Genomic DNA, 25,679 nt, shown 5'->3' on the forward strand with positions numbered 1-25,679 from the left:
GACAATAAAAGGTTTGAACGCATTAGAATTGTTAGATAATAGAAAAAAATTGCGGTTGCGAACCCCTATGATTGATCAATACCGTCTTCATCAATTGTCTAGCCAATGAAACCCGATAACGTGTTATTCCATTAAATAAATGGACAACATCGACGCCCCGTCTCTTTACTGGTCAGATGACCCGATAGCAAGTGGAGCACTCCAACATATATCTCAAAAGATTGTGGTCGATATTCTATTCATTACAAGCCAATGATCGATAATGGGGGGGGGGGGGAGCACCAAGCGAGGGTATGAGAAACTCGACATCTCGTTTCTCGAAAGGCATGGTGCTGCATCCGCACCTCAATGAACAGGTGCGGATGCAGCACCATTACCCTCTTGTCACCTTTGATCCGACCAATATCGCCTGGCCATATAAACGGCAACTACGGCCACCGTCAATAGCAGGACCCACAAGGATATCAAAACTTCTGCGGTTCGGGAATGCGCCAAAGTAGAATAAAAGCATCCATCCGGCTGCAGATGTTGTTTCTTCGAGCCGCTGCTGTCTTCATTGATCACTTTCTTCCCGGTATCCCTCACAGAGACCTCGAAGTTGGCGTTCACCCCCCGATAAGCGACTGTAACGATTTTCCTGCCAGCCATTGAAGAGTCAAATCCGGTTATAGAGAGTTCAGGGTCATTCAATAAGAGAGGTTTGACCTGCTTGTTCCCTGTATCCTGGGCGACATAAACAGCACCAACCTGCAATCCGCGCGGATCGAATCGCTCACCGATGTCATAGTCCAGTTTTACCGGCCGAGTAATCTTCAATTCTCGCAAATCAAAAGAACGATATAGCACGGAATAGGTTCTGGCTCGGGATCCATCAGCGGGGGTGACGGTGATCAGACTCCGGCCACCTGCCAGCAATTGAGTATCGGATTGTTGGACCACGCTTGCTGCGTTGTCTCGACTGAAAGCCTGCAGAACGGGGTTGCGTTGCACACCGAGTGGCAAATCGACCACATAATCACTTTGATCGGAAGAGTAAACGCCGATTGTCTGACCGTCCAGACGCAAATCAGCTAGGTGATTAGCGTTCCCGGGTTCAGGATTGAATGTCCATGCACTTTCCGTGCCATACACCTCTATCTCTGCTACATTGATGTAGGCCCGGCTGTCCTGGAGAATGTTAACCAGACGCACCGCTTTGGCCTCAACAGGACTGGTCAGGACAAAATCCGCTGTAGGAGGTATCAGCATCAGTTGAGGAGTCACTGCCGGATTGTGGAAGGTACCACCCCGTCCTGGTTCCTAGACGGTGCCAGACACCAGATTTATCCCGATACTCCAGGGTTTGCTCCTTGGACCACGAAACGCGCCCATCGCGATAGAAGGTCGTAGCAACATGAGTGATGGTGCGAACTCGGTCGAAGGTGAATATGGCCGTCGTATCAATGTTCGTTGGTGCCGACCAAGTGGACCAGCCGTTGGCGACATGGCCGTCAACTGCCTTGCCAGCCGTATCCCCTTCCTCAGCATTGACGTTGAAGTGGGTACCAGCGCCCCAGGCCAGATTCCTGATTGGCCGACCCAGGGTCAGGCCCAGGCCTCGATTTCCGCAGCATCCATCCAAGCATTATCAACAGTATTAACGATACGGGCCTTGCTTGCCTCAACCATGTTCTCCGCTCGAAAAGTCACGGTCTGTCCAGGCTGGGGATCAGTTGCAATCTGCCCAAGAGGTTTCCAAGTAATGTCATTATCCGTATACTCGGCTTTGGCCGACACGGGCGGATGATCTTGGTAGGTGATTGTCGCCCGATCCAAGTGACGGACCTGCCCAAAGTCAAAGTTAGCTCTAGGACTATGACGGTAATTACCAGCAGAATCCCATGTAGCCCAGGCCTCTTCCTTCGTATTGCCGTCTGTGAGCTTCCTCCGCTGGTCTTCTTTTCCGTATTCGACATCCTGGTCGGTAACGGTTAGGTTGCAATTGACATCAGCCATGTTTTGAGGCCTGGCCGTTTCCAGATATAGAGTGAAAGACAGGGGCAAATGGCCCTGCCCTGTTGCGAGAGTACCATTAATGCCCACTGCTGACCCCTCTTTGGCCCGGTCCAGCTTCCCTTTGAGATCCGAGTAATCCCAAGTCACTGTTTGAGGGTCGACCTTTATGGCCGGCGACGCCTTGGCATGGGCATAAACAGGGGTGGCTTCCATTGTTTTGCGGGCGGCACCAGCATCTGAGCCGAAGAGCACGGTGGCCGAAGCAGGGTCTGTCACTGTCAGTGCACCGACGAAAACTGATGCACTGCAAGGAAAAGCATTTCCGAAGAAATCAGTCGCAACCCCTTGGGCCTGGTAGGTTCCTTCTTTATTGACATCCGCCGTTGCGGTCCGCCAGACCACCGAGACGGGTTTCCCCTCCCCCAAGGGTAATAGGGGACTACTGTGTCCAGTAGGGTCACAGGACCTCCTAGGGGTATCTGGACAGTCGTGTTCTGTGCCCCGGCCGGTGTTGTGGAACGGAAATACCAAGCCTGGTTGCCGTTCCCGGTCGACTCCGCCACAGTGATGGCTGCTCCCGCATCAGTCTCCTGGCCAGCCACATCCAAGGCAACCTTGTCTACCTGATTAACCAGACTGAACGTCTTGCCATTCTCCGTTTCAAGCATCCAAACGAATCTCGCGTCGACGCCTACTGATTCACGTATACCTGCCTGCATTCGGCCATCGGCACACAGGAACCGGCTCCCGTCAGCGGAGGATAGCAGATATCGCTTCAGCATAGGATTACCGTCCAGCAGGGCGGAACCGTAGGTCGGTTCCAAGGCCTCCTGCAGGACCGAATGCAACACCTGGCACACCCCGTAGAACGCCCAGGGACCCTCCGGAAGGTCGGCCTCATACCAGGCGCGCACGTCGGCTGCCATGCTCCCCACGACCGGCCTGCCCTTGAAATACGGCAGGAATGGGAGATGTCCGCCCTCAGGTTCCTCATCGTCGAACCACGCAGACCGGAATTCCCGCTCGGCTCCCGGTGATGCAACCACTCCCGCAGGTAATCCTCGAACAGGATCCTCCTGTCCTCCGTTGGTTTGCTGTTCCTCTCCCTGAGATGCTGCCAAGCGCGTATCCCCTTAATTGTGCAGGACGGCCAGGTACTGCTCACGTTCCAGCCAGGCATGCGCTTCCGTACGGTACTCCGGGCCAAACTGCCTGCCGACCCTATTCGTATGGTCAATCGGGTTCGGATACCTGGCCAGCCAGGCCACAACCAGGCCATCTCCGTTCCTCTTCGGAAAGACGCTCCCCTCACGCACTATGCGTCCTAGTCATTGCTCACCTCTCGCTCACCACTGCTACGCGATAAGACATGAACGAGAGAACCGCGAGATTTCGAAGAGTCAACGATCCGGGGAGTGCACCTACTGGAAAACTCAAGGAACACGAGCACTCCGTAGTCCCTCTCCCCCGGATGGACCATCACTAGTGGTAATCAGAAACATGAATAGACGCAGGAAATTGCTTAGTACTCTACGAAACTCCTAATCAACAAGCCAATACGCAACAGACCGCCGGAAGATACGGAGAACCCGAAACTGACCATCAAAACGGAAACGTTCGAATCGCATCCGGGGCACTGTGTCGGTTCGGGTATGAGGAAATACTTGGGTTCCGTGGTTCCGACTTGATTCTGCGAACCTTGGAGTGCGCCCATTCTGCTTATGGTCTTCATCATCGAGTCATCCGGAAGAGCTGCCGAAGCGGTGCCGGGGTAGTTGGCCACATGGACAATACCAGGAACAGCACATTCCGACTTGCCCTTCACCGCCAACGAAGCATCAAAGACCGCAGTACGAGATAATTCGCCAGATCAGCACGCTGAGCAGAACACGCTTCCGACCCGCCCTGCATCAACCCCCCCCCCCGGATTGATTCCTCTGCTGTTTGTGACCTGCCGAAATGGCAGTTCACAAACCAAAGCCGATTTCGTGGCCGCCGCACATGACAGCCAAACCGGCAATGCTCAAAATCATCCTCTCTTTAACGAGGGAGCCCCGGAGAAGTGCTAATACAGGCACGGACCGGAGCGGCGCGCCTCCATGCCGAACTGCATGCAAGGCTCTAGGCGCATCCCCTGTTTTCCCCCGATTGAAGCAGACCGACTCCGCAAGAAGCAAGGGGAATACGAAATATGCCAGAAAGCATCCATGAATCCAACCCCCCCCCTACTTTGGGCAAGAAGCGTGCAATACTCGAAAATAGACAACAGAAGAAAGAGGAATCATGGACGAGGAGCACGCACCCGATGACGGGGAGACTAGGACCCTGGCTGATGCCGGCGGATCCGGCGGCCGGCCTCCGCAGGAGGAAGATCCGCAGCCGGGTGGTGATGGCCTGCCTCCGGTTATAGGGCCGGTGGACGGCCAGGAGCCTGGAGGCGGTTCGGGCCCGGCAGGCAGGCCCCGCCCCAAATGGCTGGTGCCGGTGGTCATCCTGGTGGTCGTGGCCGTGCTGGCCGTGGCCGGCCTGGCCGTTTGGAAGGCGTCCTCGAACAGGAGCCACGACCAGGCCCTGGCGCAGTGCTCCCGGCAGGTGCGCGCCGTGAAGGGTTCGGAGCAGCAGGCCGAGGCGGCCTCCTCCAGCTATCTTCAGGCCTTCGCCGTGAAAGAGGACCAGGTCAAGGACACGAAGACCGTGAAGGACCTGGCCAAGGCCGTCGGGAAGGCCAAGCACACCCAAGTCCAGGCCTTCACATGCAAAGCGTCCATGCCCACAGGCGACCTGCAGGCCATGGCCGGCAAGGCGAAAAGGAGCGACGACGTCTACCGCAGCCTGGACAAGGCCGCGAAAGCCGTGCTGGCCTCCCGTGATGCGAAAAGCCTTGAGGACGCGAAGACGGCCTTGAACGCGAAGAAGGACGAGGCTTCAAAGCTTTTAAGCGACTCCGACGGGAAAGTGGCGGACAACGCCGTCCGCGACAGCCTGCAGCAGGCCATCAGCCAGGCCGGCAGCATCAAAGGCGACAAGGCGGAAACCTACCAGGACGCGGCGGATGCCTTGCAGTCGGCCATGGACCAGGTGAACGCGTCCATCCAGCAGAAAAACCAAGCCGGCCAGCAGCAGGCCCAGGCGGCGCCGGCTTCGGCCGCCCGGCAGCCGGCCCGGCGTTCGGCGCCCGCCCAGCAGCGTTCGTCCTCCTCCAACAGCCGGGTGCGGCACTACGCACCTTCCCGTCGGCCCTCATACAGCCGTGGCGGCAGAGGAGGCGGCTCCGCGCCTGCTCCCGCAGCGCCCGCGCCTGCACCTGCTGCGCCAGCAGCGCCGCAAGGCGGAGGGATTCCTCCGGATGTCAATGCTTGGATGAATACCCATACTCCCAGTCAATGTCACGCAGGAGGTGCTTGTGGTATTGGCTGATTGATTAAGAATTTGCCCGCGGGACTGGTTGCTTTGGACGGCCCCGATCCTGCCGACGTTATTTGTGGACAACCATAATGGCCGCCCCCTTCACATATCCGAAGAAACATAAACGAAGCTGCCGGGAGAAGCAAAGGCCTGGGCCGGTCAACTCCGACCTGTTACTCCGGGCATGGCGCAGGTCGACGACCAGTCACCGTTCGCTGGTGACGGCACCATCCTCGTATCATGGTTGGGATCCGGACAGAACAAGAATCGACCTATATAGAGTAGATGTAGACAAGCGTTTTCAGGGGCGCAGTTTGCCCCTAAACTTACGCAGCAGTCCGATGATCGACCTGAACCAGGTTGACAGGGTGTGGGGCGGAAGCTCTACCGGCGCAGCGAGCCCCTGCATTTCGCGCCTGGCTCTACCGCACTCATGCGGGGTCGGTTGTTGTTCTAGGCTTTGCTTCCACCTGTCCATGTACCGTTCGAACCGATCCATCTCGATCGGTCCGGCTGGGCCGCTCAGGTCGTCGCTGTGCGCCCAGGCGACATTCATGCCCACAGCCCTCTGTATCTCGCCAATGGCCAGGTCGGCGGCCGTATTAAGGCCCAGGTGGTAGCGTTCTGAGGTCTCTGGAGTCGTGCAGTAGCCGACGATATTGCCGGAGTGGTCTCTGACCGGATCGGCTTCACCCACTATGCTTCCGTCCTGGGCCACGGCTGCCCAGTGCGAGCCGTCTGCGTGGTCCTTGGCCCAGCAGGCCAGCGTTAACATCTCCGTATTCTTATCGGCATGGTGGTCTTCAAGCCAGCATGCCGCCTTAACTATGTAGGGGTCGCATCTCTGATCCTGCGCGGCATCGGGTTCCTGAGCGGCGGCGTTTGCCATGATGATCTCCTTATCGGATTGTGCCCCCTCCCTAAGCTGCAGCTTAGGGAGGGGGTTTGCTAGTAGCAACAGAACTTAGCCTGCAGTCTTGCCCATAGTATGATGCCATTCTGCCACGCCTGTGAAGATCACTTGCCATCAGCATGAACTGCCGCATTGGGATAATCCATATCTGGCAATTCAGATGATGCATCCCAAACTCACTGGACGGTACCTTATCCGAGCATGCATCCTGCCACGCCTGCTGAGCCTGGCTCCGGCAGGCATCAACTGCGCACAAGAGCTGTTCGGTCAAGTCCCATACGCATATTGGCAAGCATTTTCAAGGGTGCGGATTGCCTCTTGAAGGTGTACTGCAGCATACGTTCGTACGCGGCCGGGCGGCCCGGAGACAGGTCGCCACCTAGCTTCACGCATCTTGGAGCTGTTCGAACTTCGGTATTGTCCAATCCGGATTGTCCCGTTCTTTCTTGAGGTGTTCTATTTGGCCGGTCAGCGACGCCTTCGATACGGGCAGGTGGGCGTATAAGAGATTCCCGACTAACTGGATCCGGTGTTTTGACACGATATGCCGACAATGTTTAACGGCGATCTTATGGAAGGTATGGTCCAGTCCGTCTAAGACCTTCCCCAGGGCGCTGCTTCGATCAAGGCGCACGCATGACACACGGCAAATGAAAGGTGAAGTCGTCGACCCCGATTCGGAGCACTCTGGTGGCTCAGGCATAAGGAAAGAGCGAGGTTCCTTGGATCCGCGCGGATTCTGTGGACTTTAAAACGCGCCCGTGCTGTTTATGGTCCTCATCACCAGATCGTTTATCAATGCTGCCGAAGTGGAGACCAGATGGTTGGTTGCATGGACAAGACAAGGAACAGCACATTCCGACTTGCCCTTCACCCTCAACGAAAACATCAAAGATCGCAGTACGAGATAATTCGCCAGATCAGCACGCTGAGCAGAACACGCTTCCGACCCGCCCTGCACCAACCCCCCCCGGATCGATTCCTCCGCTGCTTTCACATCGTTGTATTCGATATTCCGTCAGTTCTCGCCTGACTAATGGAAGAATAATGCGTCCTTCGTCGAATCGCTGTTATATTGACCATGATTCGACAAACGAATAGATCTCGTTCTGCCGCCACTATATTGAAGTGCCGGCTTGCTGATCAGCATAAACCTTCTCTACAACCGTCGACAGGTTCAGGTAGAGGAAAATGGACGCAGGCTGGGGATCGACGGGGATATGCGTAGACTGGAAAACGTTGGAGGGATACTATCAGTTCCCTCTGGTCAAGGAGGAACGCATAGAGACCATGCGGGTCGGAAAACCAGGGAGCTCGGGTTTACGGTGCGGAATGTCAAGTCCGGGCATGAAAGGCACGGGTACACGTATCAGTCGACCGAGGAGCTGCACAGGACAATGAAGCCATCCCACCTTTTTGGCCTGCTGATCCAGAGCGACGAACAGTAATCCACAGCTTTGCCCCTTCCCGCCTTGTGGGCCAAGTGTGTGACATTCCAAATGAGCTACGGAAGAAAGGGACTTATGAGCAAGACTAACCAGGATCAGGAATCCGGTGTCGAGGAAGTGAATGACCCTGCAATGTTCGAGTCCCAGAATCCGCCAGACAGGAAACAAAAACCCCGCCCGAAGTGGTTGGCGCCTGTGGTGTCAGCCGGCGTGGTGGCCGTGCTGGTCGCGGCCGGTTTGGTCGGTTGGAAGGTGTACGAGTCCCATCAGCATGAATCCGCCTTGGCAGACTGCGCGCAATCAGTCGAGACCATGCAGTCCAGCGTCAAGTCGGCCCAGGCCACCTTGAACAGGTATCGTAAAACGGCCGGTATCCGGAAGGACCAGGTGAAGGACCCGAAAACGGTGGACGACATGCAACAGTCCCTGAGCAGCGCAGAGGATATCGAACCGCAAGCCGTCCAATGCCAGGCGTCCATGTCCGCAGGCGACCTGCAGGCCATGGCCGGCAAGGCGAAAAGGACCGAGGACGTCTACCGCAGCCTGGACAAGGCCGCGAAGGCGGTGCTGGCCTCCCGGGATGCGAAAAGCCTGGAGGACGCGAAGACGGCCTTGAATGCGAAGAAGGACGAGGCTTCAAAGCTTTTAAGCGACTCCGACGGGAAAGTGGCGGACAACGCCGTCCGCGACAGCCTGCAGCAGGCCATCAGCCAAGCCGGCAGCATCAAAGACGACAAGGCGGAAGCCTACCAGGACGCGGCCGCAGCCTTGCAGTCGGCCATGGACCAAGTGAACACGTCCATCCAACAGAAAAGCCAAGCCGGCCAGGCCGCCCCGCCAGTCCAGGCGCCGCAGGCTCCGGCCGCCCGGCAGCCGGCCCGGCGTCCGGCGCCCGCCCAGCAGCGTCCGGCCCCCTCTACTAGTCGGGGGCGGCAAGGCTACTCGCCCTCACGCCAGCCCTCATACAACCATGGCGGCAGCTCCGCGCCAGCAGCCCCCGCAGCACCCGCGCCAGCAGCACCGCAAGGCGGCGGCTCAAACTGGAGGGACAGACTCAACAATGGCACTGTCACGAATGGCGGTAAGCCTGTGTGCCAGAAAGGCCAAGCTTGTGGCATTGGCTGATTGACTGAGGCTTTACCGGCGGAACCGGATACATGGAGAAGGCCTCCCATTCCGCCGGCGTTACTTGGAGCCAACCATAAAAGCCGTCCCTTTCACATATCCGAAGAAACATAAATGAAGCCGCCAGAGAGAAGCAAAGGCCTGGGCGGGTCGGCTACGGCGTTTGGCGTCGGGCACGGGCCGGACGAACTGATGCCATGGCTGTGGCTGATGCCACGTTGTTGGCCGGGGCGCCTATGGCGTTCGCCGGCGGCGGGGCGGCAGTTCCGATGCCGGCGGCGGCCATCTCGCCACGCATGTGATGACTTGGGGCTACCGGGACAATAATGACGGCACGTTCGGCTCCAGCGGGGATCTGAACAGCATCTACGCCGCGTTCGCGCAGATGGGCGAGACCATGCTGCCCGGCGGCGTCGGCCATGCGCCAGAAGGCCTTGAACGAGGCCAACAGCAACTGTACGGCGCGTTTCAACGAGGCTCACCCCGACCAAGCCGGCCAGGCCCAGTGCCGTGTAGTCGCCGTAGGGGTGATGACCGGTAACCTGCCTTAGCTACTTATATTATAAGTACCATAATAAGAATAGTTCAGCAAGTGGAAACGGCATGTTTCCAACGTTTTTCTTGTCTCTTTGTGCCTCGATGTCATGGGGATGGTGACTTGGTGCATGGGGTCCGGCCTTGCCTTCCGCCCTCGATGCTTGTTTTGTGCCGCCACACTGCAAGTCCGCCTCCGGCTGGTCGGTGAGGGTCGCCCCACTTGGGAGCCCATGCCTAGTGGTCGTGGAGGAGGTTGGTGGCCTGGTTGGCTTCTCGTCGATTGTGGTGTCCATGGTGTGTCCTTTCACGTTTTTCTTTTTTGTCCGGATGGTTAAGCGGAGGCGTTGGCGGCCGTAGAGTCCCAGGGGTCAACCCCGTGTGCGTCGTGGTGTGCGACGCTCCGGGGTTGAGGCCTGGGACGTGCCGCCATGATCAGAGGCGATAGCCGTCCGGCCAGAAAAGAAAATGTGAGTGCGGGCCCTTGGGCCCGCTCCGTTTCCCGCCCTGTGGCCGCCTCCGTCAAGGCCGGAGGGGATGCCGACCGGGCCTGGCGCGGGCGGGTGGCCGGGTCGGCCGGCAGGCCGTCCTTGTGCCGTCCGCCCGAGGACAAGCGGCTTCGAGTGCCCATCCTCGGTGAGGGGCGGGAGAAACGCACCGTGGCCGGTGCCACAGGCCCGTGTGAGGGTCCTGCGGCCGGCGGTCATGCCCTGCCGGCACGGATGCCTTGCCAGATGGCGGCCGCGACGATGGCGGCGAGGGCGCATTGTCCGTCGAGGTCCAGGGCCGATATGGCGGTTTACTTCGCTCTGCTGTGGTGGCCGTCGACCCATTGGATGTAAGCGGTGGCGGCGAGCATGTTGGGGGTCTCCCCCGCTCGGTCGACCATGGCTTCGAGGAGGTCGATGGCGCGGGCGACCCGGTCGTGGACGATGGCGCGGGTGCCGCTGAAGAGACATTACAAGCGGCTGTAGAGGAGGTCGACGCTTGCCCGCCGGTGGGGGGGTGGAAGGCGAGCTGTTTCATGTCCTCTATTGCGGAGATGGGGTCGGCGGCGGCCAGCCATCGAGGCGAAGCCACGATGACCGAAACCATGGGCCTGCAGCAGTAAGTAAAAAGCGCCGGCCACCCGTTTGCGCAGGTGGCCGGTGAAGTAACGGATAGGACGAAGCTATCCAAGCACCTCCGGCATATCACCGGAAACGGCAATCCTCTCATATTGCGGTGCATCGCAGGAGCACCGATATGAAATGAGACTCCGTTAAGGGACCCCCATTTGGTTTTGTCTGTGAGCTTGTTCAGGCCGCTTGGCTTCTTAGATTCGGGAAATGGGTTTCCAGGTATTCGGCCGTGGCTTGCCGCACCAGGGCGGACACGTTACTGCCCGTGGCCTTGGCTGCGGCCCAGCTGTCCAAAGTTTTGGTGATGCGAACCTGCCAGGTCTTGGCCGCGGGCTGCTTAAGTTCCGCTCGTGGCCGGCCTTGGAAGATGTCGAGCAGATCGCCTTCGGTCAGGGGTTCCCGTCGTAGCCGCGATGGACCTTCGTTCCTGGCACGGGGTGCAGTTCACCCCGGTCGGCCATGCGGTCGAGTTCTTCGGCATGGGCTTTGTTGTCAATCGGTTTGCTGGCGCTCATAGGGGTCTCCTCCGTCTTTTGTTGTCTTTGTATGTCTATGTACTGGATGTGCTACCATCGGCTGGTGAGCGGCATGGCGTGGAAGGCGTGGAGGTCGCCGTCCGCCCATTTGCTGATGATGACTTCGAGTAGGTTGTCCTGGAGGGCGCATGGCAACCGGTATATCTACAAACACCTCCTATCCTGCGCATCCCTATCAGAGTTCAAGCGATCTGGCCACTACGCTTGTTCAGAACGGCCTCTGTGGTATTGCCGCATATGATCTAGCCAAAAAAAAAATCAACCTGGTTGGCTAGTGCCGCCCCAGGGGATATTGGTACCCCTTCCTCGCCCTGATACGGACACTCCCGGCAAGAGAACTCTGCCTTTCCAGGCCAACACCTCATGGAATGTTATTTGGGACCGTTACACCTTCGATCAGCAGCTCAGGAACATCGTCTTTGATGGCATCGTCACCATCGAGGTGTTCATTAAAAGCTACATAGCCTCGGAGCTGGCGAAGGGTGCCGGACCTTTCGGGCACACCTGTCCCGCAGGACTCCCGGCTTTATCGGCATCGGAGCATCAATCCGCAGTAGCCTCCTTCACGAAAGACTTCCAGAGGTCATCGCTCCCCCATCTCAGACACTTCAATGAGATGTATTCCGAACCATTACCTCCAGTCTGGATGTGGTGGATTGCATGACTTACGGAGCGTTCAAGGAGACCCTCTACAAGGGCTCTGATCCTGCAGTAAGAGTTCAGTTGGCAGCGCATTTGGGCATCACCACCCACCAGACTGCTCACGGCAACGAAAAACTGCTGGGAGATTGGGTTGAATCCATCCGCATAGCCCGCAATATGACAGCGCATCATGAACGACTATGGAATTCCAAAAACCAAAAGCTCATGCCCACCCGTCCCGTTTCCCACCCCAAGGATCCCTCTTGGTGGGGCAACGACTGGGATCCTTTCCGCCAATCAAGTGGACCGGCAGCGTTCCTGACCATGGAGCACTACCTGCTCAAACAACTTGGGGTCACACAGTGGCGCAATGATTTCATAAACCCCATGAACCGACACCCCCAATATTCCCATCAACGAAATGGGATTCCCCGACAACTGGCAGTCACTGCTCATTTGGCAATAACCAATTATCCACCTTTTGTAACCGCCTAAATGCGAGGCAAGTGTTCTTTTGTCGCGAGTCATTCGCGACAAAAGAACACGCGGCAGTCGCCGGAGGCACCATGGTCGAGCTGATCCAGCTCGGCGGGGAATGAGGCGGCAGCTCCCGGACATGCCTCGTTTATGGACGCCGGCCAGTACCGCAGCATCACGGCACTTAGTGGAAGTCTTCGCAATATTTTCCCACCGGCAGACTTGCATGACTTTGTCAAGCACAGCTATAATGTCAATATCCTTAAGGATGTGCAACTAGTCGCTGTTTCATGTTAATCGCTGCCGATTAAGAAACGAGGGATAGTTATGAAATTGAATAGCCTACTTAAGAAGACATTTGCTCCTATGCTGGCACTGCTTGCTGCCATTGCATTTTGCCTAGTGCCGGGAATCTCAGCTAACGCCGCCGAGATCTCGACACAAGAAACAACCATCACTTCCCATCAAGGTAAGGACAACTATGCTGTTGCCTGGGATACTTACAAGCTGTCTGACGGCACAACTGTTCGTTTCTCCTACGACAAAACCACTGACGTGATTGATGTTTATACCAACGGCATGCACAAGGGAAGCGTCACTGGGCAAGAAGTACGCGAGAAGGCGGAGGCGGTCGACCCGGGTGTATCTTCTGCAAATCCCGGATTGCAATCGCGCCGTATCAGCGGCTGTTCCGCAGCCATGGCAGGTTTGGGAGTTGTCAATAGCATTATCTGGGGCGTGGCAGGCGTTACAGCACCAACTCCTGCAGGTATAGCAGCGACCATCGGAGGCTGTGTCACTGGAGCTGTAATCGGTATTGGCGGAGCATTCTGCTAACAAGTTATTCACGACACAAATGATGCTGGGTGCCTACCGGATATACGTTTATCTCGGTAGGCACTTTTCTAGGTAAAGGATTTCCTATGTATCAAGACCAGACAAGCCAGGCACACGCAAGACATTGGAATACACAAGGTTTAGCAAGAGTCTGTTTTGGACAGCTTATTTTAGGTGCGGCCATCCAAGTGTTATACCTTATTTTAGGTAAGCATGATCCAGCCTTATCGATACTCACAGGCTTCCTGATGGGTTTTGGATCATTCGGGGTTCTCCTGGGGGCCATGACCAGGGGAAACAAAAAAGTAACGTCATCGACCCTGATCCTTCCGTCACTAGGGTTTCTTCTGGGTGCCTTGATTGCTGTAGCCTTGTACTTCTTTGTTTAGAATGAATATTGGCATCTCTGGGCAGTCAACCTCTCCCCTGCAGTACATATGAGCCCAATCAGGAAAGAACCCAATGAAATCACCTTAACGGGCTCTTCATTGGGTTCTTTTCTAATTAGGTCTGTCAGGCTGCTTGGCTTCTTAGATTCGGGAAATGGGTTTCCAGGTCTTGGCCGCGGGCTGCTTAAATACCGCTCGTGGCCGGCCTTGGAAGATGTCGAGCAGATCGCCTTCGGTCAGGGGTTCCCGTCGTAGCCGCGATGGACCTTCGTTCCTGGCACGGGGTGCAGTTCACCCCGGTCGGCCATGCGGTCGAGTTCTTCGGCATGGGCTTTGTTGTCAATCGGTTTGCTGGCGCTCATAGGGGTCTCCTCGATAACATGAAAGCCGGAATACCGTCCTGTTCACTCCGGCGTGACGGTCTATGTAGTTTTGATGAGGGGTAAAACCAAAAAACTTCGATCTGCAGGGGAAATTCCCACGAAAAGGACAATATTTACAAATCTCAGCAAATTGACACATGTTCCCTAAACAAATCAGAAAAGACCCCGACCCCGCTCTTTTGCTACCATGGAATTGCCATAGGCGCACACATCAACCACAGGAGATTGATAATGTTTACTCTCACCAGGATCGAACGCAGGATAGGTGCCACCGCCGTGGCTGTGGTCGCGACAATGACCATGTCCTTGTCGACAAACCGCTAGCGCCACAGAACCCCATCAAGGAACCAATCGAGCAACAGTTGAACTCATGGGCTTTCCTCTCTATTGGGGCGGCCTGATCGATCAGCGCTGAAGAACTTGACCATTTCGCTGAACGGTTGGACCAGCTCCCAGACGAAGTGCGAACCATGAATCCGAACCAATACCCGCATTTCCCTGACTGTCTGGACAATTTCCTGACCGGAGGAACATTCAGCCCTAGACAGTTCCATAATGAGATGCGGCCAATGTTCAACCTCGGCGGTTTCTACCATCAGGTCGGCGATGTCCTCGTCGAACATGAAATGCCAACTGCCGAGTTGTCCGACGGCATTCACGAGCTCCGCAGGATATGGGGAGACATTCCCAACATCCAACATGCACTCTCCAACGGACAGACGGCCCAAGTAATCGGCCGTAACGTTGCCAGCACAATGGATGACATTCTGATTCTCGACGGCAGCAATCGAAAGCTGCTCTGACGATCAGTCCAATTAGCAAAAGGGCCTATAGGAACTAAATCCTATGCCGAAAATACGACGTCCCCGTATCTTACGATATAGGGACGAAGAACTTATTGCTCATATAGCAGCATAAGCATATGAATGCTGCAACACAGTCGGTCCTGGCTCTAGCGATCTCGCCCAAGCGTCTGGAGCCCTACGAGCAAGAGGCCCAGACACATCCGAAGGTCAGCGCCGCCGACAAGGCCGGACGGGCCAGCAACCGCTTGAAGGGCATCGACCGCGACTATACGAAGGCCGGCAAGGCGGTGCTGGCCTCCCGGGATGCGAAAAGCCTGGAGGACGCGAAGACGGCCTTGAACGCGAAGAAGGACGAGGCTTCAAAGCTTTTAAGCGACTCTGACGGGAAGGTGGCGGACAACGCCGTCCGCGACAGCCTGCAGCAGGCCATCAGCCAGGCCGGCAGCATCAAAGACGACAAGGCCAGGGACTATCAGGACGCGGCCGCAGCCCTGCAATCGGCCATGGACCAGGTGAACACGTCCATCCAACAGAAAAGCCAAGCCGCCCCGCCAGCCCAGGCGGCTCCGGCCGCCCGGCAGCCGGCCCGGCGTCCGGCTCCCGCCCAGCAGCGTCCGGCCCCCTCTACTAGTCGGGGGCGCAAGGCTACTCGCCCTCCCGCCAGCCCTCATACAGCCGTGGCGGCAGAGGAGGCGGCTCCGCGCATGCTCCCGCAGCACCCGCGCCTGCACCTGCACCTGCTGCGCTAGCAGCACCGCAAGGCGGCGGCTCAAACTGAAGAGACAGACTAAAAGGAAATACAACTGGCGGGCATGGTTGTAATCCAGATGGTTCGTGTGGTATTGGCTAATGGAATATAAAGAATGTGCCTGCGGAACCGGTTGCTTGCAGGCCTCCCATCCCGCCGACGTTACTTAGGGCCAACCATAAAACAGCCGTCCCCACTGGTGTGGCGTCCCCTGTGAAGCGTAAGCTTTGTACTGATAATGTTCATAAAGCAGTGAGCACCCGGCTTCGGCCCGGCTCCGTATTGCGGGCGACAGAGCCCGAACGGGGCCTTCTTGTTATGCCATCGACATGTTCCATCAAGCCGTGTGCAGAAGTGCCGCTGCGGCATCGTCATCAGAACGATGCCATCTTCAAGGGAACATCCATCCACCGAATCATAGGAAAGAACGAAACATGACCGACAGAATACATGCCTCTTCCAGCGATGTCAGCGACAACCTGGAGAACTGGAACGACCGGGCCGAGGTCCACGCGCATGGAGGGTACGGCGACCTGGATGCCTTCGCCGACGATCCTACCGCCCTGACCCCGGTGGTCATGAAGGACATGGCCGTGCTCAGGGACCACCTGCCCGACCACACGATGCAGGGCCGCCGCCTCCTCCATCTCCAGTGCCACTTAGGCGATGACACCCTGACCTGGTGGAGGTTGGGGGCCAGAGATGTCCACGGGCTGGACTTCTCCCCCGCCGCCCTCAACCACGCCCGTCAGCTGGCCGCCCGCGCCCACGCCCCCATCACCTACGTCGAAGGTGATGCCCGTTTCGCCTCCGAGGCCATGCCTGACAAGAAGGGCTTCTTCGATCTGATCGTCACATCGGTCGGCACCATCACCTGGCTGCCCGACCTCCGGGAGTGGGCGCAATCCATCGCCTCCCTCCTGGCACCGGGAGGCATCTTCATGATCAGGGACACCCACCCCCTCCTTTTCGCCCTGGACGATGACGGCCTGACCATCGTGCAGGGTTGGTTCAGCGGGACCGAAAACACCTACGAGACCGACCAGACCTACACGATGAGACAGGATGACGGCGAGGAAGAAAGGACAGGAGGCATCGTTGGGAAAGCCGACACCCCGGGCCCCAGAATCACACACACGACCAACCACAACTGGGCACATGACTTCCAGGAGATGACCGGGGTCCTCATCGACGCAGGCCTGACCATCAGAGCCCTGGGAGAGCATGACATCAGCGACTGGAAGGCCCTCCCCATGCTGGAGTACGACAAAGGGCGCCAGGGTTGGGTCATGCCTGAGGGCCTTCCCAGGATCCCCCTGACCTTCTCGCTGGTGGCGCAGAAGCTGGAAACTGTCTAAAGGCTCAGACCCGGATGCCCGACCCGCGACATCCGGGCCGAAACCAGCCGGAAATCCCCATCGGGGCCATGGCCATAGGGTTGAAACCTACAGGTCGACCGATTGCGGCGCACGGGCTCCAGACAGGATTCCCGACAGGAGCGCCTTGCAAGAGGGGACACGGCCCACGTTCGAGGGGCCGATAACCTACCGTCTTGCCACATCTTGAGTGCCGCCAGCCGGCACCTTATAACCCGAACCACCATCTTTCAACATGGAAAGCGGCTTCGGTTCACATTCTGCTATCGCTTGTCCTGATCGCTTCCGGCGCGAGTTGTTCCCGCTTGGCTGCTTCGAGGAAAACCGTTGCACTCGACCAGATAGACATCTCCAAGGTGTACGCAGCTGCCTATCTGGTCCCGCAACGGGCCAGCGCCACCATTCCGGAAAACACCTACATGGCCTTCATCTATGCCGACGGATCCTACAGACTGGTCAAAACCAAGGGTATGGAATACGGCAAGGTGCCTTGAACGCCAAAAAGGCTTTTTCTTCGCCGACAAAGACAACGACTACTGACTGCCGGAGAGGTAAAACCAAAAATCGTTTCCAGCTCCAAAGTCGGCACACAGGATATGCTTGGTGTGTTGCAAGACAACTTAACCCATATCGGAGTCCATAATGGGGCTTCATCAAGAATGGCGAAAGATACAACGAGGGCATTCCTTTTCCGACAGTCAGAAGGCCGAAAAGCATCGCTTCCTGATGGACCACCCTGTTCCGAGCATCAGTGACAGAAGCACAATGAACTGGATTATGATCTCCGCCGCTTCCTCACTGCCGAAGATACCGAAGGCGAGAACTATTCCCATGCGACCATAGAAGAGTGGGATGCAAAAACAGGAAATCGTCGTGTCCTGCCCCTCGTCGACGAGGAGGCCAGACCGGTGCAGTTCCATGAAAGCCAGATAGGATACTCATATTATGATTCCCACTCACTGCACGGCGACCAATTCTACTGGTGGTATGGGGACGGCGGCCTTTTGAGGACCGATGCCAACTCAGGGAAGACCGTCAAACTGAACAGGACCCATTACCAAAAGGACAATTGGTCCAGGTCGTGTTTCTGGGCCTCTTTCTCCGACAAAACCAGGACGTCTGGTATCACCACATCAATGAACCCGACCGGGTGACAATCACCCGCCAGGATCTTGACACCGGCAAGACCATCAACACCTTCGAGGTCAAGGGTCTGGAGAAAATCATCCACGGGGCCGGAGATTCCAACACCATCGACAGGAGCTTCGCCGTCAACCCCCGTGCAGAAAAGCTCATTTCAGGCCAGAAGGTGTGATATGGCCTCCGGCCTGTACTAGACAGGGGCAAAGCGAAGAAGCGGCAGGGGCGCACAACTGCAAGAGCATGGCGCACGATGAAGAGCAAGACGAGGACAGACGAAGAAGGCCATCCCGCGAATGGGCGGACACGATGGCCACCGACGCAGGTGACTGGATGGCCAGGACCATCACACAGGATCAGAAGCTGAACGATCTGAACTCTATTAACAGCCTGACAACTTTCAACGAACGGTTATGCTTCCACTTGGTGGATGTCCCCCGACAAGTCGGGGGACAAGGCCGATGCTGGCCACATCGAACAGGCGAAAATCAACCTGCTCAATGGCCGGAAGAACCTTCCTTGTCCGGTGGATCAGGGATCCTGGCTCTGAAGACGGGTGCGCTGGGACTGGTCGCCGGTTTCCGCAAGAACGACAAGGCTCCACACCACAGCCCGCTCCTCCCAGTCCCCCGCTTCTCCACCTCCGCCGTATAGACTGGCAACGGTGGCCTGGCCCGAAGTTGCGACCGGCCCTATAGATAGGAACCAACGAGGTTAGGAAAAGACAGATGAGCGATAACAAGGTAGCTGTCGTCACCGGTTCGGCCAGGGGAATCGGGAGGGGCATAGCCCTCCAGCTGGCCCAGGACGGCTTCGACATCGTCGTGGCCGATCTTGAGGGCCAGAGGGAATCGGCCGAACAGACCGTGGCCGAAGTGGAGAAGATCGGCCGTCGGTCCTTCTTCCACCATACCGATGTGTCAGACAGGGACCAGGTGTTCGACCTGGTCGATGAGGCCGCATCCAGGTTGGGTTCCTTCGATGTGATTGTCAACAACGCGGGCATCTGCCAGATAGTCCCCTTCACCGACATCACCCCCGACCAGCTGGAGCAGATTTCGAAGGTCAACATCTTCAGCGTGGTCTACGGCATCCAGGCCGCCGCGGCCAAGTTCCAAGAGCTGGGCAAGGAGCACGGCCACATTATCTCCGCATCGTCAATCGCAGGTTTCGAAGGCTTCCCGATCCTGGCCGCCTACTCGGCTACGAAGTTCGCCATCAGGGGCCTCACCCAGACGGCAGCCCAGGAGCTCTCGCCCAGGGGAATCACCGTGAACGCCTACGCCCCCGGCGTGGTGGACACCCCCATGTGGGGCTACATCGATGAGGAGATGGGCAAGCTCAACGGTAAACCCAAGGGACAGAACCTTCAGGACATGAAGGACAGCATCGACCTAGGCCGTTTGGAGACCCCTGCGGATGTGGCCGGCGCCGTTTCGTTCCTGGCCAGCGACAAGGCCAACTACGTGACCGGGCAGACCCTGATCGTCGATGGCGGCATGCAGTACCGCTGACCCATCAGTCACCGGCCCGCCCCCTTTGCTCCCTTCTCGATGAAGCAGAGCACCGGGGGCGGTGCTTTACCCCCTATTCATGCGGAAGGGAATCTCAACCGCCCTGCCTGCCGGTTTCCTTGCCGGCCGCCACGATCACAAAACCGAATAAATACAGGCCGATGAACCCCTCCTAGCATCCGGGGCAACCTGACGACTCAGACATAAGAACATGTGGGTCGGCGGTCCCATGCTTCCAATACGGCTTCTTATGAGCAGCTTCATAGAGGCATATATCAGCATCTATTCATGCGGTATCTTGCCATATCGGGTACATGCAAGCAAGACGAAAATAGGGATTTTCCAGGTAACCTGCGACGGCATCGAAGAGCATCAAAAGTTTGAAAAGGTGCATACAGGCAGTGGTGCTGAGGAGGCAACATTGATCCAAGCAGCATCTGATGGAACAGTCGTGAAAGAGGGCGGCAGACAATATCCCCAACATAACTGCTGAAACATGGCATAGTGTCGGAGGACCCCAAGCAGCCGTCTCAATGCTTGTTCCTGGTCTCAATTACAGACGCTTTCCAGATCATACGGAATCCCGCCTTGCCATGCTTGGACACATGGCGGGGTATTCGCTGCCGGTCCTCTCAAATCGGTCTTTCAGAGAGCAAACCACTCTTATTGACACCCAAACGTGCAGAACGGCATGCCAATCCTGAAACCTGACTTCAGGCAAGGCAACGGGGTCCCCATCTCTGGTTCCTCAGCACCATGACGTGCCTCCTGCCACTTTCATAAACCTCAACCCGTCGCTTCCGCATTCGTCCCGCTACCGTCAACAGCACAGCCGGGCGATACCTGATCGCCTGCTGAAGCTTCACTATCATTCCGCTAGCGCATGCACGATATCCAGGACATCCCCGGCCCTTGTCCAAAGGAGCGAGCCACCCTCGCCGGGGAAAAGACTGCGCGTGGCGGTCTCGATTCTGCTCTGCAGCACCAAGCCATGGTCGGGCGAGTGCACCTTGTCGTCTTCACCGAACAGGATGCTCACAGGGCATTGCACCTGGGTCATATCGATGTTCCAAGGCCTCATGGCCAGCATGGTGTCCTGCACATAGCCGACACCCTCGTGTGCAAACCCTTCGGATAGTGCCCTACGGTACCGGGTCAGGAATGGTTCGCTGGTGTACAATTCGGCATCCTTCGCCGTGGAACCGCCGATTACCATATCCTCCATGGACTTCGCGGAGAAATCCTGAAGTATCTTTCGTGCGGAGTCGGGAGATGATACGGCCAGGTCGGAAAGCTGCGTGGCCTGCGGAGACAGCTTGTCATGAACGGCCGGGTATTGCACTTCATCAGCGGGAGAGACCAGCACCAATGCTGCGGCGAAACCTAGTGCCGCCAGCGCGAGACCGAACATACCGCCCTGTGAATTCGCCACCACCGGGACGGATGCGGCCCCCGTGCCGAGCAAGGCTTGGGTGAATATTCGGTAATCCTCGGCAGTTCCTGTCATCGTGCGGTTCGGTTCCGGGTCCGAAGCGCCCATGCCGGGTCTGTCCATCGTCAAGACGCGGATGCCATGCTGCGGAAGTACCTCCTCACCGAAGAGCATGGACTTGCCCATGCCGGCCCCGGCTATGAAAAGTACCGGGTCGCCGTCACGGGGGCCATAGGCTCTGCCGGAAAGCCGACGTCCCTCTTGGGTTTTCACCGTCACATTGTCGCCTTCGTCCATGTCAACCACTCTACGACAACCAGCCAAGGAAAGGGACACGCTGATGCCGCATCCGAACCTGCCTGAACAGACAGTTCCCGCTCGCATACAAGGTCCGATACCCCCACCGATTCAGGATGCAGGCGGAGTGAATTCGCGCCTGCGCCGCAGCCATGCACAGGTCAAGGCGACGAGCAGTACAAGGGAGAACACCAGAAGCAGCGTCGTATGTTTTGGAGCACCCGCGAGAGGGAGGCCATCCAATGGAGGCGCAACATCCAGGTACTGTTTATACGGTTCAGATTGATTGCCATTCGAATCCACAACCGTTACGCTCACCTCCCCAGGCTCGATCCCACTGGGGAGCAGTACCGCCCAGGCACCGTCCGCTCCTGACATGACGGTATCGCTGGTCCTGCCGGCCTGGTTGGACGGCCAGGTCACGGTCACCTTGGCATTCGCGTCGACTGTTTCGGTTCCCTTCATCACCGCCCTGCCACTGACCGTTTGCCAGTCGGCGCCGATGATCCCCGGATCGGTCGGGGTCATATCCACCATCTGATCCTTGCGGGCATCGTCCGAAGGCTTTCCTGCGGGATTGACCAAACGGGCACCGAATGTATACTGCTCGCTGCCAGGGCTACCGTCAAAGGCATTTAGGAACACCAATGGATTGATGTCGATTTTCCAGTGCCACACATGTCCTTCCGTGACGGGCTCAATGACGATGTGACCTACCGGGGATGAACCCCCTGAAGGGGTGCTCGTGCTGAAATCATGTTCGCCTGAGGTTCCTAGGGAGGTCTCGGCACCGGATGAGGATTGGACCATGAAGACCTCCAGCCTCGAATCCGACAGGTTCGTATCGTTCCCCGCAAGATAGGTCGGCCTGGCTGTGCCCTCGACCCTCACCGCCGATCCCCCTGGCAGAACGCCCTTGCGGGTATGGGGTACCGTTATGGCCTGCACCACCGGAGCCGCCTCGTTCTGAGCGGCGAATCGTGCTGTTGCCAGGTTGGAAAAGCCGGAGGTGAGGTTGTAGCCGGTCGAGTGCTCGGTTATCCAGGCATGATACCGCCGACGGCCCATGTTGGTGTTGACGCCCTTGCTTGGATAGGCCGTATTGTCATCGCGGATACTCCAGGTGCCGCCCTTGTCTGGATTCCTGGCGTCATTGGGAACGCAAGCGACGGTGCCTATGGCGAACCCGCGATTGTCGGATTCGTCTGGATTGTTCGCGCTGATGGGTTTCGCTGGATTCTCGCCGAACAGGGTCACCCTGTTCGGCGTTTGGGGGTCAACGGCCGGCTGACAGGTGCCGGATATGGTCGGGGTGAGACTATCGGCCCAGACGGCTCCTCCGGACCCCAGACCGGTTCCATCGATGGAATTGATGGTAGGCGCCTGTGGAGGGTTGACACTGTACCGGTAGAAGGCGGTATCGATGGTCCAGGCCGTCTGCATCCGGTGCTCAACTTCCTTGGCATCCAGGTTCTCGATGCCGGCCTCGGGATTGTAGGTGTCCTTCTCCACCTGTGTGGTGGTCTTGCAGATCTGGCCGTTCGCATCCTTGGTTATGGGCCAAGTGAGTAACTTGAAGTATCCATCCAATCCCTGCATGGACTTGGCGAGTTTGAAGTCGATGGACCCGTCCGGGCGCTGCGCCGGCATGGGCTCACCGGCATCATTGACGGCGAACAGGTTGTTGGTCTTGGCCCGCGACGAACCGGCTGCCCTGGGTTTGTCATTATATGCGGCCCCTTGCTCGGAGCCGGAGGCGGACCCGGGTGAGCTGTAGCCCGCCGGCTGCCCTTGGACTTCCACCGCTTTGGGCGTGAGCGCCTTGACCGGCACCCACGTGTTGTTCTTCAACCCCACCCATTGATACTTAAAGGAGGTGTTCTCCGTGCACCCAGGGTTCTTGGAGGACCCTGGTCCCCCCACGTTATACCAATACACGAAGAACGATTTGGCCGGTGCCACCCCTTCCGGCACGGCCGGATTGTTATTGCCCGCGGGGAACCCGAAATCGGTCACCAACCCCCAGTTCGCCTGACGCCCGCTCCACAGGAGCGGGTGCCCATCCCAGCCGACGAAAGAAGCCGGACCACTGCAGTATTTGGCCCCTCCGGACGTTCTGCAATTCTGCATATAGAGTCTGGTACCGCGCTCCCCAATGGCATCCATGATATTGACCGATCGTGCGCTGTCCAAGGAATCCGGATTGAAGGTGCCGCACATATCATCTCCATAATTCCATACAGCGTCGCCGCATAGGATGTTCCTCCCCTGACGGTCATGGTCGATGACGGCGTACACGGCGAGTTCCTGCTTCGAACCACCCGTCTTGTAGGCGTCGATCGAGGATTTGGTATCCGTGTAGTCAAGGTCGCCTTCAATGGAGATGGCCAAGTAGTCATAAACACCTGAATTGATTATTTCGTGAACGGTAAAGGCCTCATCCTGGTTCCTCGCCCATGCGAGGGCTCCATCGTAGCTGTTTGCACCTTTCCGCCCCATGGTATTGATGTATCGGGAACGTCTGAACCTCCTTGGTTGGTCCGATCCGGAGTATTGGTACAGGAAGGACAGGGAACAACCCCTGGATGCGGCCGGCGTCGTCTGGCCTAGTGCCACGCAGTTCGGATCGAACTCCTTGTGGGGCACCCGTAGAACCAGATCAAGGCGGAGCTCATCCTGGTACGAATCGACCTTATCGTTATAAGCCATGAATTGGAAGACCTTTGGCTTGGTGTCGATCCGGGTCTCCGCACCAGCAGCCACGGCTGGCACCCCCGTTGTCCCGATGCCGATCACCGAGGCGCACAGCACGGCCAGGCGGAGCACGACAAGCAGCAGGCCCTTGAGGAGGTGGGACATTCTCGAAAGATATCCGGCTGCCATCCGATCGCTATTACTCGCAGCTTCCTTCCTTGGCATCCTGTCGATACGATTCCGGCTTTGTTGTTCTTCGGCGCGGAACATATACTTCCTCCCTCTCCCTTGTCCTCAAGCCATTTACATCTTCATAAAGCGAGCCATAGTGCCGCGATAAAGTCGCGCAGGATTTAATTCATTTACTTTTCACTGATTATCACTTGTTATTATCCATCAATTGGCATCCATTATAAGTGGATGGAGCAAAGACGCTTCATGCGCCACCTTGGAAAAAGATGGGCATCCTCTATGATCGGTTGACAGGCGGCACGCGCAGGCCGCTCCTCCGCCACTGGGAAAGCTGTGTGCACAATGCAAGCACCACAAAGGGGATCGCGAACGTGAGCCTGTGGGCGTCAATCCACCTGGTTCCACAGGCACTCAAGCATCTCCCAGGCCTCCGGATACGGTTGCGCCTGTGAACTGTCGGCATCCTCCAGCGGGACATAGCCAGAGTCCGCACACCTCAACGATCCGCGACCCATTTCTGAGTCACCCCCAAGGCATCACGCAGCATTGGGAACATTGCCTTGTTCCGTGCCGCGTGAACGGCACCAGTCACACTGGCACCACCGCTTGGGTCAGGATGTTTCACGGATTCGAATCGCATTGCAGTCAACCCCCCCAGGGCCTTTTAGGTTTCCGGCCTCGCACCTTGGTGCTGAGGCCTTCCTTCAATCGGGCACTGCCCCTGCACCGCGGCCCCTCAGGACCCGTTCCGGCACAGGCGCAGGAACGGCGTTGTGTTTTCGCTCCTGGTCCTCTCAAGAGAGCCGCGGTTTTGCTGATACACACTGCTGTTCCGACTCCAGGCCCGGCTCATGCACGCTTTATGGCCACACCATAGGCGCGCCGGCCAGTTACTCCAACAATATCATCAAATACTATGGATTAATCCATTATTGACAATATCAACTATATGTGGTGTCGCAAACATTTGGATGCTCTACTTCGGCTGTCGAATATTTGCTTAGGAAAGGCCACCGTACCGTTTACCACATCTCAGGCCTCTTGGCTTCACGGGCTGCGGAAAGCCGGGCCAAGGGCTGGAGATACGTCCTTCAGGCTCGTAGCATCCCGGTACCGCCAACCTACATAGGCGACCGGGAAGCAGACAGCGGATATGAAACAAGGCGAGCCTTGGCGCATGAAACCGATTGCACAGCCATCTATGCAGCCAACGACCAGATGGCTTATGGAGCCATTGAAGGCCTCAAGGATTCCGGCAAAAGAGTGCCTGAGGATGTCAGCGTGATCGGTGTCGACGATTCTCAAGTGGGAACAGTCCCCAGATTGAGTCTGACTACCATGCGCATGGACTTCGAAACGATCGGGCGCGAGGGGAGAATACGTTCCCGCAAAAACCAAGATGCTTATTCCAGCGAAGTTGATCCAGCGCGGATCGGTCATCGACATCAGCCAGCGACAGGAACAAGTCAGGTAACATTAACGCCCCCCCCCCCGGACCATCTGACACGGCATCATTGCCTTGGTCCAAGTAAAGACCAGATCACAGGTGCCACGCTGCTTGCTGCAACGATGCGACAGTCTTCTGCAATGCCTGCAGAAGAATCCAAAGACCTCATTGCTGCCTTTAGCAACCTGGCATGAACGCTTGTCCATACCTGGGAGATTATTCATTAGG

22 protein-coding genes and 2 pseudogenes are annotated in these 25,679 nt (G+C 57.3%); 14 read left to right on the top strand and 10 right to left on the bottom strand.

The window, feature by feature from the left end:
* Positions 1-384: 384 nt before the first annotated feature.
* The 4 genes from J3T95_RS03980 to J3T95_RS03990 form a co-directional block, all read right to left on the bottom strand.
* Positions 385-1,248 carry a bacterial Ig-like domain-containing protein gene (locus J3T95_RS03980; protein ID WP_267450454.1) on the bottom strand — a complete coding sequence of 288 codons (864 nt, stop codon included), beginning with the start codon at positions 1,246-1,248 and terminating at the stop codon, positions 385-387.
* Positions 1,202-1,621, bottom strand: a complete 420-nt coding sequence (locus J3T95_RS09220; RefSeq protein WP_416378737.1) for a discoidin domain-containing protein — start codon at positions 1,619-1,621, stop codon at positions 1,202-1,204. Before J3T95_RS09220 ends, J3T95_RS03980 begins: the two co-directional genes overlap by 47 nt.
* A complete protein-coding gene (locus tag J3T95_RS03985) occupies positions 1,585-2,397 on the bottom strand; it encodes a galactose-binding domain-containing protein (protein ID WP_267450455.1) in 813 nt (270 codons plus the stop codon). The genes J3T95_RS09220 and J3T95_RS03985 overlap by 37 nt, the downstream gene beginning before the upstream one ends.
* Positions 2,398-3,128: 731 nt before the next feature.
* A complete protein-coding gene (locus tag J3T95_RS03990; RefSeq protein WP_267450456.1) occupies positions 3,129-3,311 on the bottom strand; it encodes a hypothetical protein in 183 nt (60 codons plus the stop codon).
* Between the two features lie 967 nt (positions 3,312-4,278).
* Here J3T95_RS03990 and J3T95_RS03995 point away from each other — a divergent pair.
* Positions 4,279-5,412 (top strand): hypothetical protein, encoded by a 1,134-nt coding sequence (locus J3T95_RS03995; protein WP_267450457.1) that lies wholly within the window; start codon positions 4,279-4,281, stop codon positions 5,410-5,412.
* A 289-nt stretch (positions 5,413-5,701) separates the two neighbouring features.
* Here the strand turns inward: J3T95_RS03995 and J3T95_RS04000 are convergent, their stop codons facing one another.
* Positions 5,702-6,289 carry a hypothetical protein gene (locus J3T95_RS04000; protein WP_267450458.1) on the bottom strand — a complete coding sequence of 196 codons (588 nt, stop codon included), beginning with the start codon at positions 6,287-6,289 and terminating at the stop codon, positions 5,702-5,704.
* A 1,547-nt stretch (positions 6,290-7,836) separates the two neighbouring features.
* Here J3T95_RS04000 and J3T95_RS04005 point away from each other — a divergent pair.
* Complete coding sequence (locus J3T95_RS04005; protein WP_267450459.1) at positions 7,837-8,886, top strand: hypothetical protein; 1,050 nt, start codon at positions 7,837-7,839, stop codon at positions 8,884-8,886.
* A gap of 154 nt (positions 8,887-9,040) precedes the next feature.
* Here the strand turns inward: J3T95_RS04005 and J3T95_RS04010 are convergent, their stop codons facing one another.
* A complete protein-coding gene (locus J3T95_RS04010; RefSeq protein WP_267450460.1) occupies positions 9,041-9,358 on the bottom strand; it encodes a hypothetical protein in 318 nt (105 codons plus the stop codon).
* 789 nt (positions 9,359-10,147) lie between these two features.
* On the opposite strand from J3T95_RS04010, the gene J3T95_RS04015 reads away from it, so the two are divergent.
* Positions 10,148-10,531: a hypothetical protein gene (locus J3T95_RS04015; RefSeq protein ID WP_267450461.1), complete on the top strand. Its 384-nt coding sequence runs from the start codon at positions 10,148-10,150 to the stop codon at positions 10,529-10,531.
* Between the two features lie 399 nt (positions 10,532-10,930).
* Here the strand turns inward: J3T95_RS04015 and J3T95_RS04020 are convergent, their stop codons facing one another.
* Entirely contained in the window at positions 10,931-11,056 is a 126-nt protein-coding gene (locus tag J3T95_RS04020; protein WP_267450462.1) for a hypothetical protein, read from the bottom strand.
* A gap of 295 nt (positions 11,057-11,351) precedes the next feature.
* Here J3T95_RS04020 and J3T95_RS04025 point away from each other — a divergent pair.
* From J3T95_RS04025 to J3T95_RS04035, 3 genes and pseudogenes are all read left to right on the top strand, one after another.
* Positions 11,352-12,214 (top strand): annotated as a pseudogene (locus tag J3T95_RS04025) (Abi family protein).
* 309 nt (positions 12,215-12,523) lie between these two features.
* Complete coding sequence (locus J3T95_RS04030) at positions 12,524-13,033, top strand: hypothetical protein (protein ID WP_267450463.1); 510 nt, start codon at positions 12,524-12,526, stop codon at positions 13,031-13,033.
* 86 nt (positions 13,034-13,119) lie between these two features.
* Positions 13,120-13,422, top strand: coding sequence for a hypothetical protein (locus tag J3T95_RS04035; RefSeq protein WP_267450464.1), 303 nt, complete (start codon positions 13,120-13,122; stop codon positions 13,420-13,422).
* A gap of 236 nt (positions 13,423-13,658) precedes the next feature.
* Here J3T95_RS04035 and J3T95_RS04040 read toward each other — a convergent pair whose 3' ends face one another.
* A complete protein-coding gene (locus J3T95_RS04040; protein WP_267450462.1) occupies positions 13,659-13,784 on the bottom strand; it encodes a hypothetical protein in 126 nt (41 codons plus the stop codon).
* 491 nt (positions 13,785-14,275) lie between these two features.
* Here J3T95_RS04040 and J3T95_RS04045 point away from each other — a divergent pair, with 491 nt between their 5' ends.
* From J3T95_RS04045 to J3T95_RS04075, 7 genes are all read left to right on the top strand, one after another.
* Positions 14,276-14,608 carry a hypothetical protein gene (locus J3T95_RS04045; RefSeq protein WP_267450465.1) on the top strand — a complete coding sequence of 111 codons (333 nt, stop codon included), beginning with the start codon at positions 14,276-14,278 and terminating at the stop codon, positions 14,606-14,608.
* A gap of 119 nt (positions 14,609-14,727) precedes the next feature.
* On the top strand, positions 14,728-15,360 hold the full coding sequence (locus J3T95_RS04050) for a hypothetical protein (protein ID WP_267450466.1): 633 nt from the start codon (positions 14,728-14,730) through the stop codon (positions 15,358-15,360).
* A gap of 433 nt (positions 15,361-15,793) precedes the next feature.
* Complete coding sequence (locus J3T95_RS04055; RefSeq protein ID WP_267450467.1) at positions 15,794-16,717, top strand: class I SAM-dependent methyltransferase; 924 nt, start codon at positions 15,794-15,796, stop codon at positions 16,715-16,717.
* A gap of 323 nt (positions 16,718-17,040) precedes the next feature.
* A complete protein-coding gene (locus J3T95_RS04060) occupies positions 17,041-17,229 on the top strand; it encodes a hypothetical protein (RefSeq protein ID WP_267450468.1) in 189 nt (62 codons plus the stop codon).
* Between the two features lie 575 nt (positions 17,230-17,804).
* Positions 17,805-18,050 (top strand): hypothetical protein, encoded by a 246-nt coding sequence (locus J3T95_RS04065; RefSeq protein WP_267450469.1) that lies wholly within the window; start codon positions 17,805-17,807, stop codon positions 18,048-18,050.
* Positions 18,051-18,603: 553 nt separating this feature from the next.
* Positions 18,604-19,389 carry an acetoin reductase gene (locus J3T95_RS04070; RefSeq protein WP_267450470.1) on the top strand — a complete coding sequence of 262 codons (786 nt, stop codon included), beginning with the start codon at positions 18,604-18,606 and terminating at the stop codon, positions 19,387-19,389.
* Between the two features lie 250 nt (positions 19,390-19,639).
* Complete coding sequence (locus J3T95_RS04075; protein ID WP_267450471.1) at positions 19,640-19,882, top strand: hypothetical protein; 243 nt, start codon at positions 19,640-19,642, stop codon at positions 19,880-19,882.
* Positions 19,883-20,257: 375 nt separating this feature from the next.
* Here J3T95_RS04075 and J3T95_RS04080 read toward each other — a convergent pair whose 3' ends face one another.
* A complete protein-coding gene (locus J3T95_RS04080) occupies positions 20,258-21,118 on the bottom strand; it encodes an alpha/beta fold hydrolase (protein ID WP_267450472.1) in 861 nt (286 codons plus the stop codon).
* Between the two features lie 111 nt (positions 21,119-21,229).
* Positions 21,230-24,001, bottom strand: a complete 2,772-nt coding sequence (locus J3T95_RS04085) for a hypothetical protein (protein ID WP_267450473.1) — start codon at positions 23,999-24,001, stop codon at positions 21,230-21,232.
* Positions 24,002-24,955: 954 nt separating this feature from the next.
* Between J3T95_RS04085 and J3T95_RS04090 the strand changes: the two are divergent.
* Positions 24,956-25,478, top strand: a pseudogene (locus J3T95_RS04090) (substrate-binding domain-containing protein); the annotation flags it as partial.
* Positions 25,479-25,679 lie beyond the last annotated feature (201 nt).

Source organism: Bifidobacterium sp. B4079 (genome assembly GCF_026537385.1).
Lineage (GTDB): Bacteria > Actinomycetota > Actinomycetes > Actinomycetales > Bifidobacteriaceae > Bombiscardovia > Bombiscardovia asteroides_I.

What these genes read in the sequence shown, in the direction of transcription:
- J3T95_RS03980 (WP_267450454.1), bottom strand. Translation starts at nt 1,248, where the DNA reads ATGCTGATACCTCCTACAGCGGATTTTGTCCTGACCAGTCCTGTTGAG.
- J3T95_RS03995 (WP_267450457.1), top strand. Translation starts at nt 4,279, where the DNA reads ATGGACGAGGAGCACGCACCCGATGACGGGGAGACTAGGACCCTGGCT.
- J3T95_RS04000 (WP_267450458.1), bottom strand. Translation starts at nt 6,289, where the DNA reads ATGGCAAACGCCGCCGCTCAGGAACCCGATGCCGCGCAGGATCAGAGA.
- J3T95_RS04005 (WP_267450459.1), top strand. Translation starts at nt 7,837, where the DNA reads ATGAGCAAGACTAACCAGGATCAGGAATCCGGTGTCGAGGAAGTGAAT.
- J3T95_RS04020 (WP_267450462.1), bottom strand. Translation starts at nt 11,056, where the DNA reads ATGAGCGCCAGCAAACCGATTGACAACAAAGCCCATGCCGAAGAACTC.
- J3T95_RS04030 (WP_267450463.1), top strand. Translation starts at nt 12,524, where the DNA reads ATGAAATTGAATAGCCTACTTAAGAAGACATTTGCTCCTATGCTGGCA.
- J3T95_RS04035 (WP_267450464.1), top strand. Translation starts at nt 13,120, where the DNA reads ATGTATCAAGACCAGACAAGCCAGGCACACGCAAGACATTGGAATACA.
- J3T95_RS04040 (WP_267450462.1), bottom strand. Translation starts at nt 13,784, where the DNA reads ATGAGCGCCAGCAAACCGATTGACAACAAAGCCCATGCCGAAGAACTC.
- J3T95_RS04045 (WP_267450465.1), top strand. Translation starts at nt 14,276, where the DNA reads ATGAATCCGAACCAATACCCGCATTTCCCTGACTGTCTGGACAATTTC.
- J3T95_RS04050 (WP_267450466.1), top strand. Translation starts at nt 14,728, where the DNA reads ATGAATGCTGCAACACAGTCGGTCCTGGCTCTAGCGATCTCGCCCAAG.
- J3T95_RS04055 (WP_267450467.1), top strand. Translation starts at nt 15,794, where the DNA reads ATGACCGACAGAATACATGCCTCTTCCAGCGATGTCAGCGACAACCTG.
- J3T95_RS04070 (WP_267450470.1), top strand. Translation starts at nt 18,604, where the DNA reads ATGAGCGATAACAAGGTAGCTGTCGTCACCGGTTCGGCCAGGGGAATC.
- J3T95_RS04075 (WP_267450471.1), top strand. Translation starts at nt 19,640, where the DNA reads ATGAGCAGCTTCATAGAGGCATATATCAGCATCTATTCATGCGGTATC.
- J3T95_RS04080 (WP_267450472.1), bottom strand. Translation starts at nt 21,118, where the DNA reads ATGGACGAAGGCGACAATGTGACGGTGAAAACCCAAGAGGGACGTCGG.
- J3T95_RS04085 (WP_267450473.1), bottom strand. Translation starts at nt 24,001, where the DNA reads ATGGCAGCCGGATATCTTTCGAGAATGTCCCACCTCCTCAAGGGCCTG.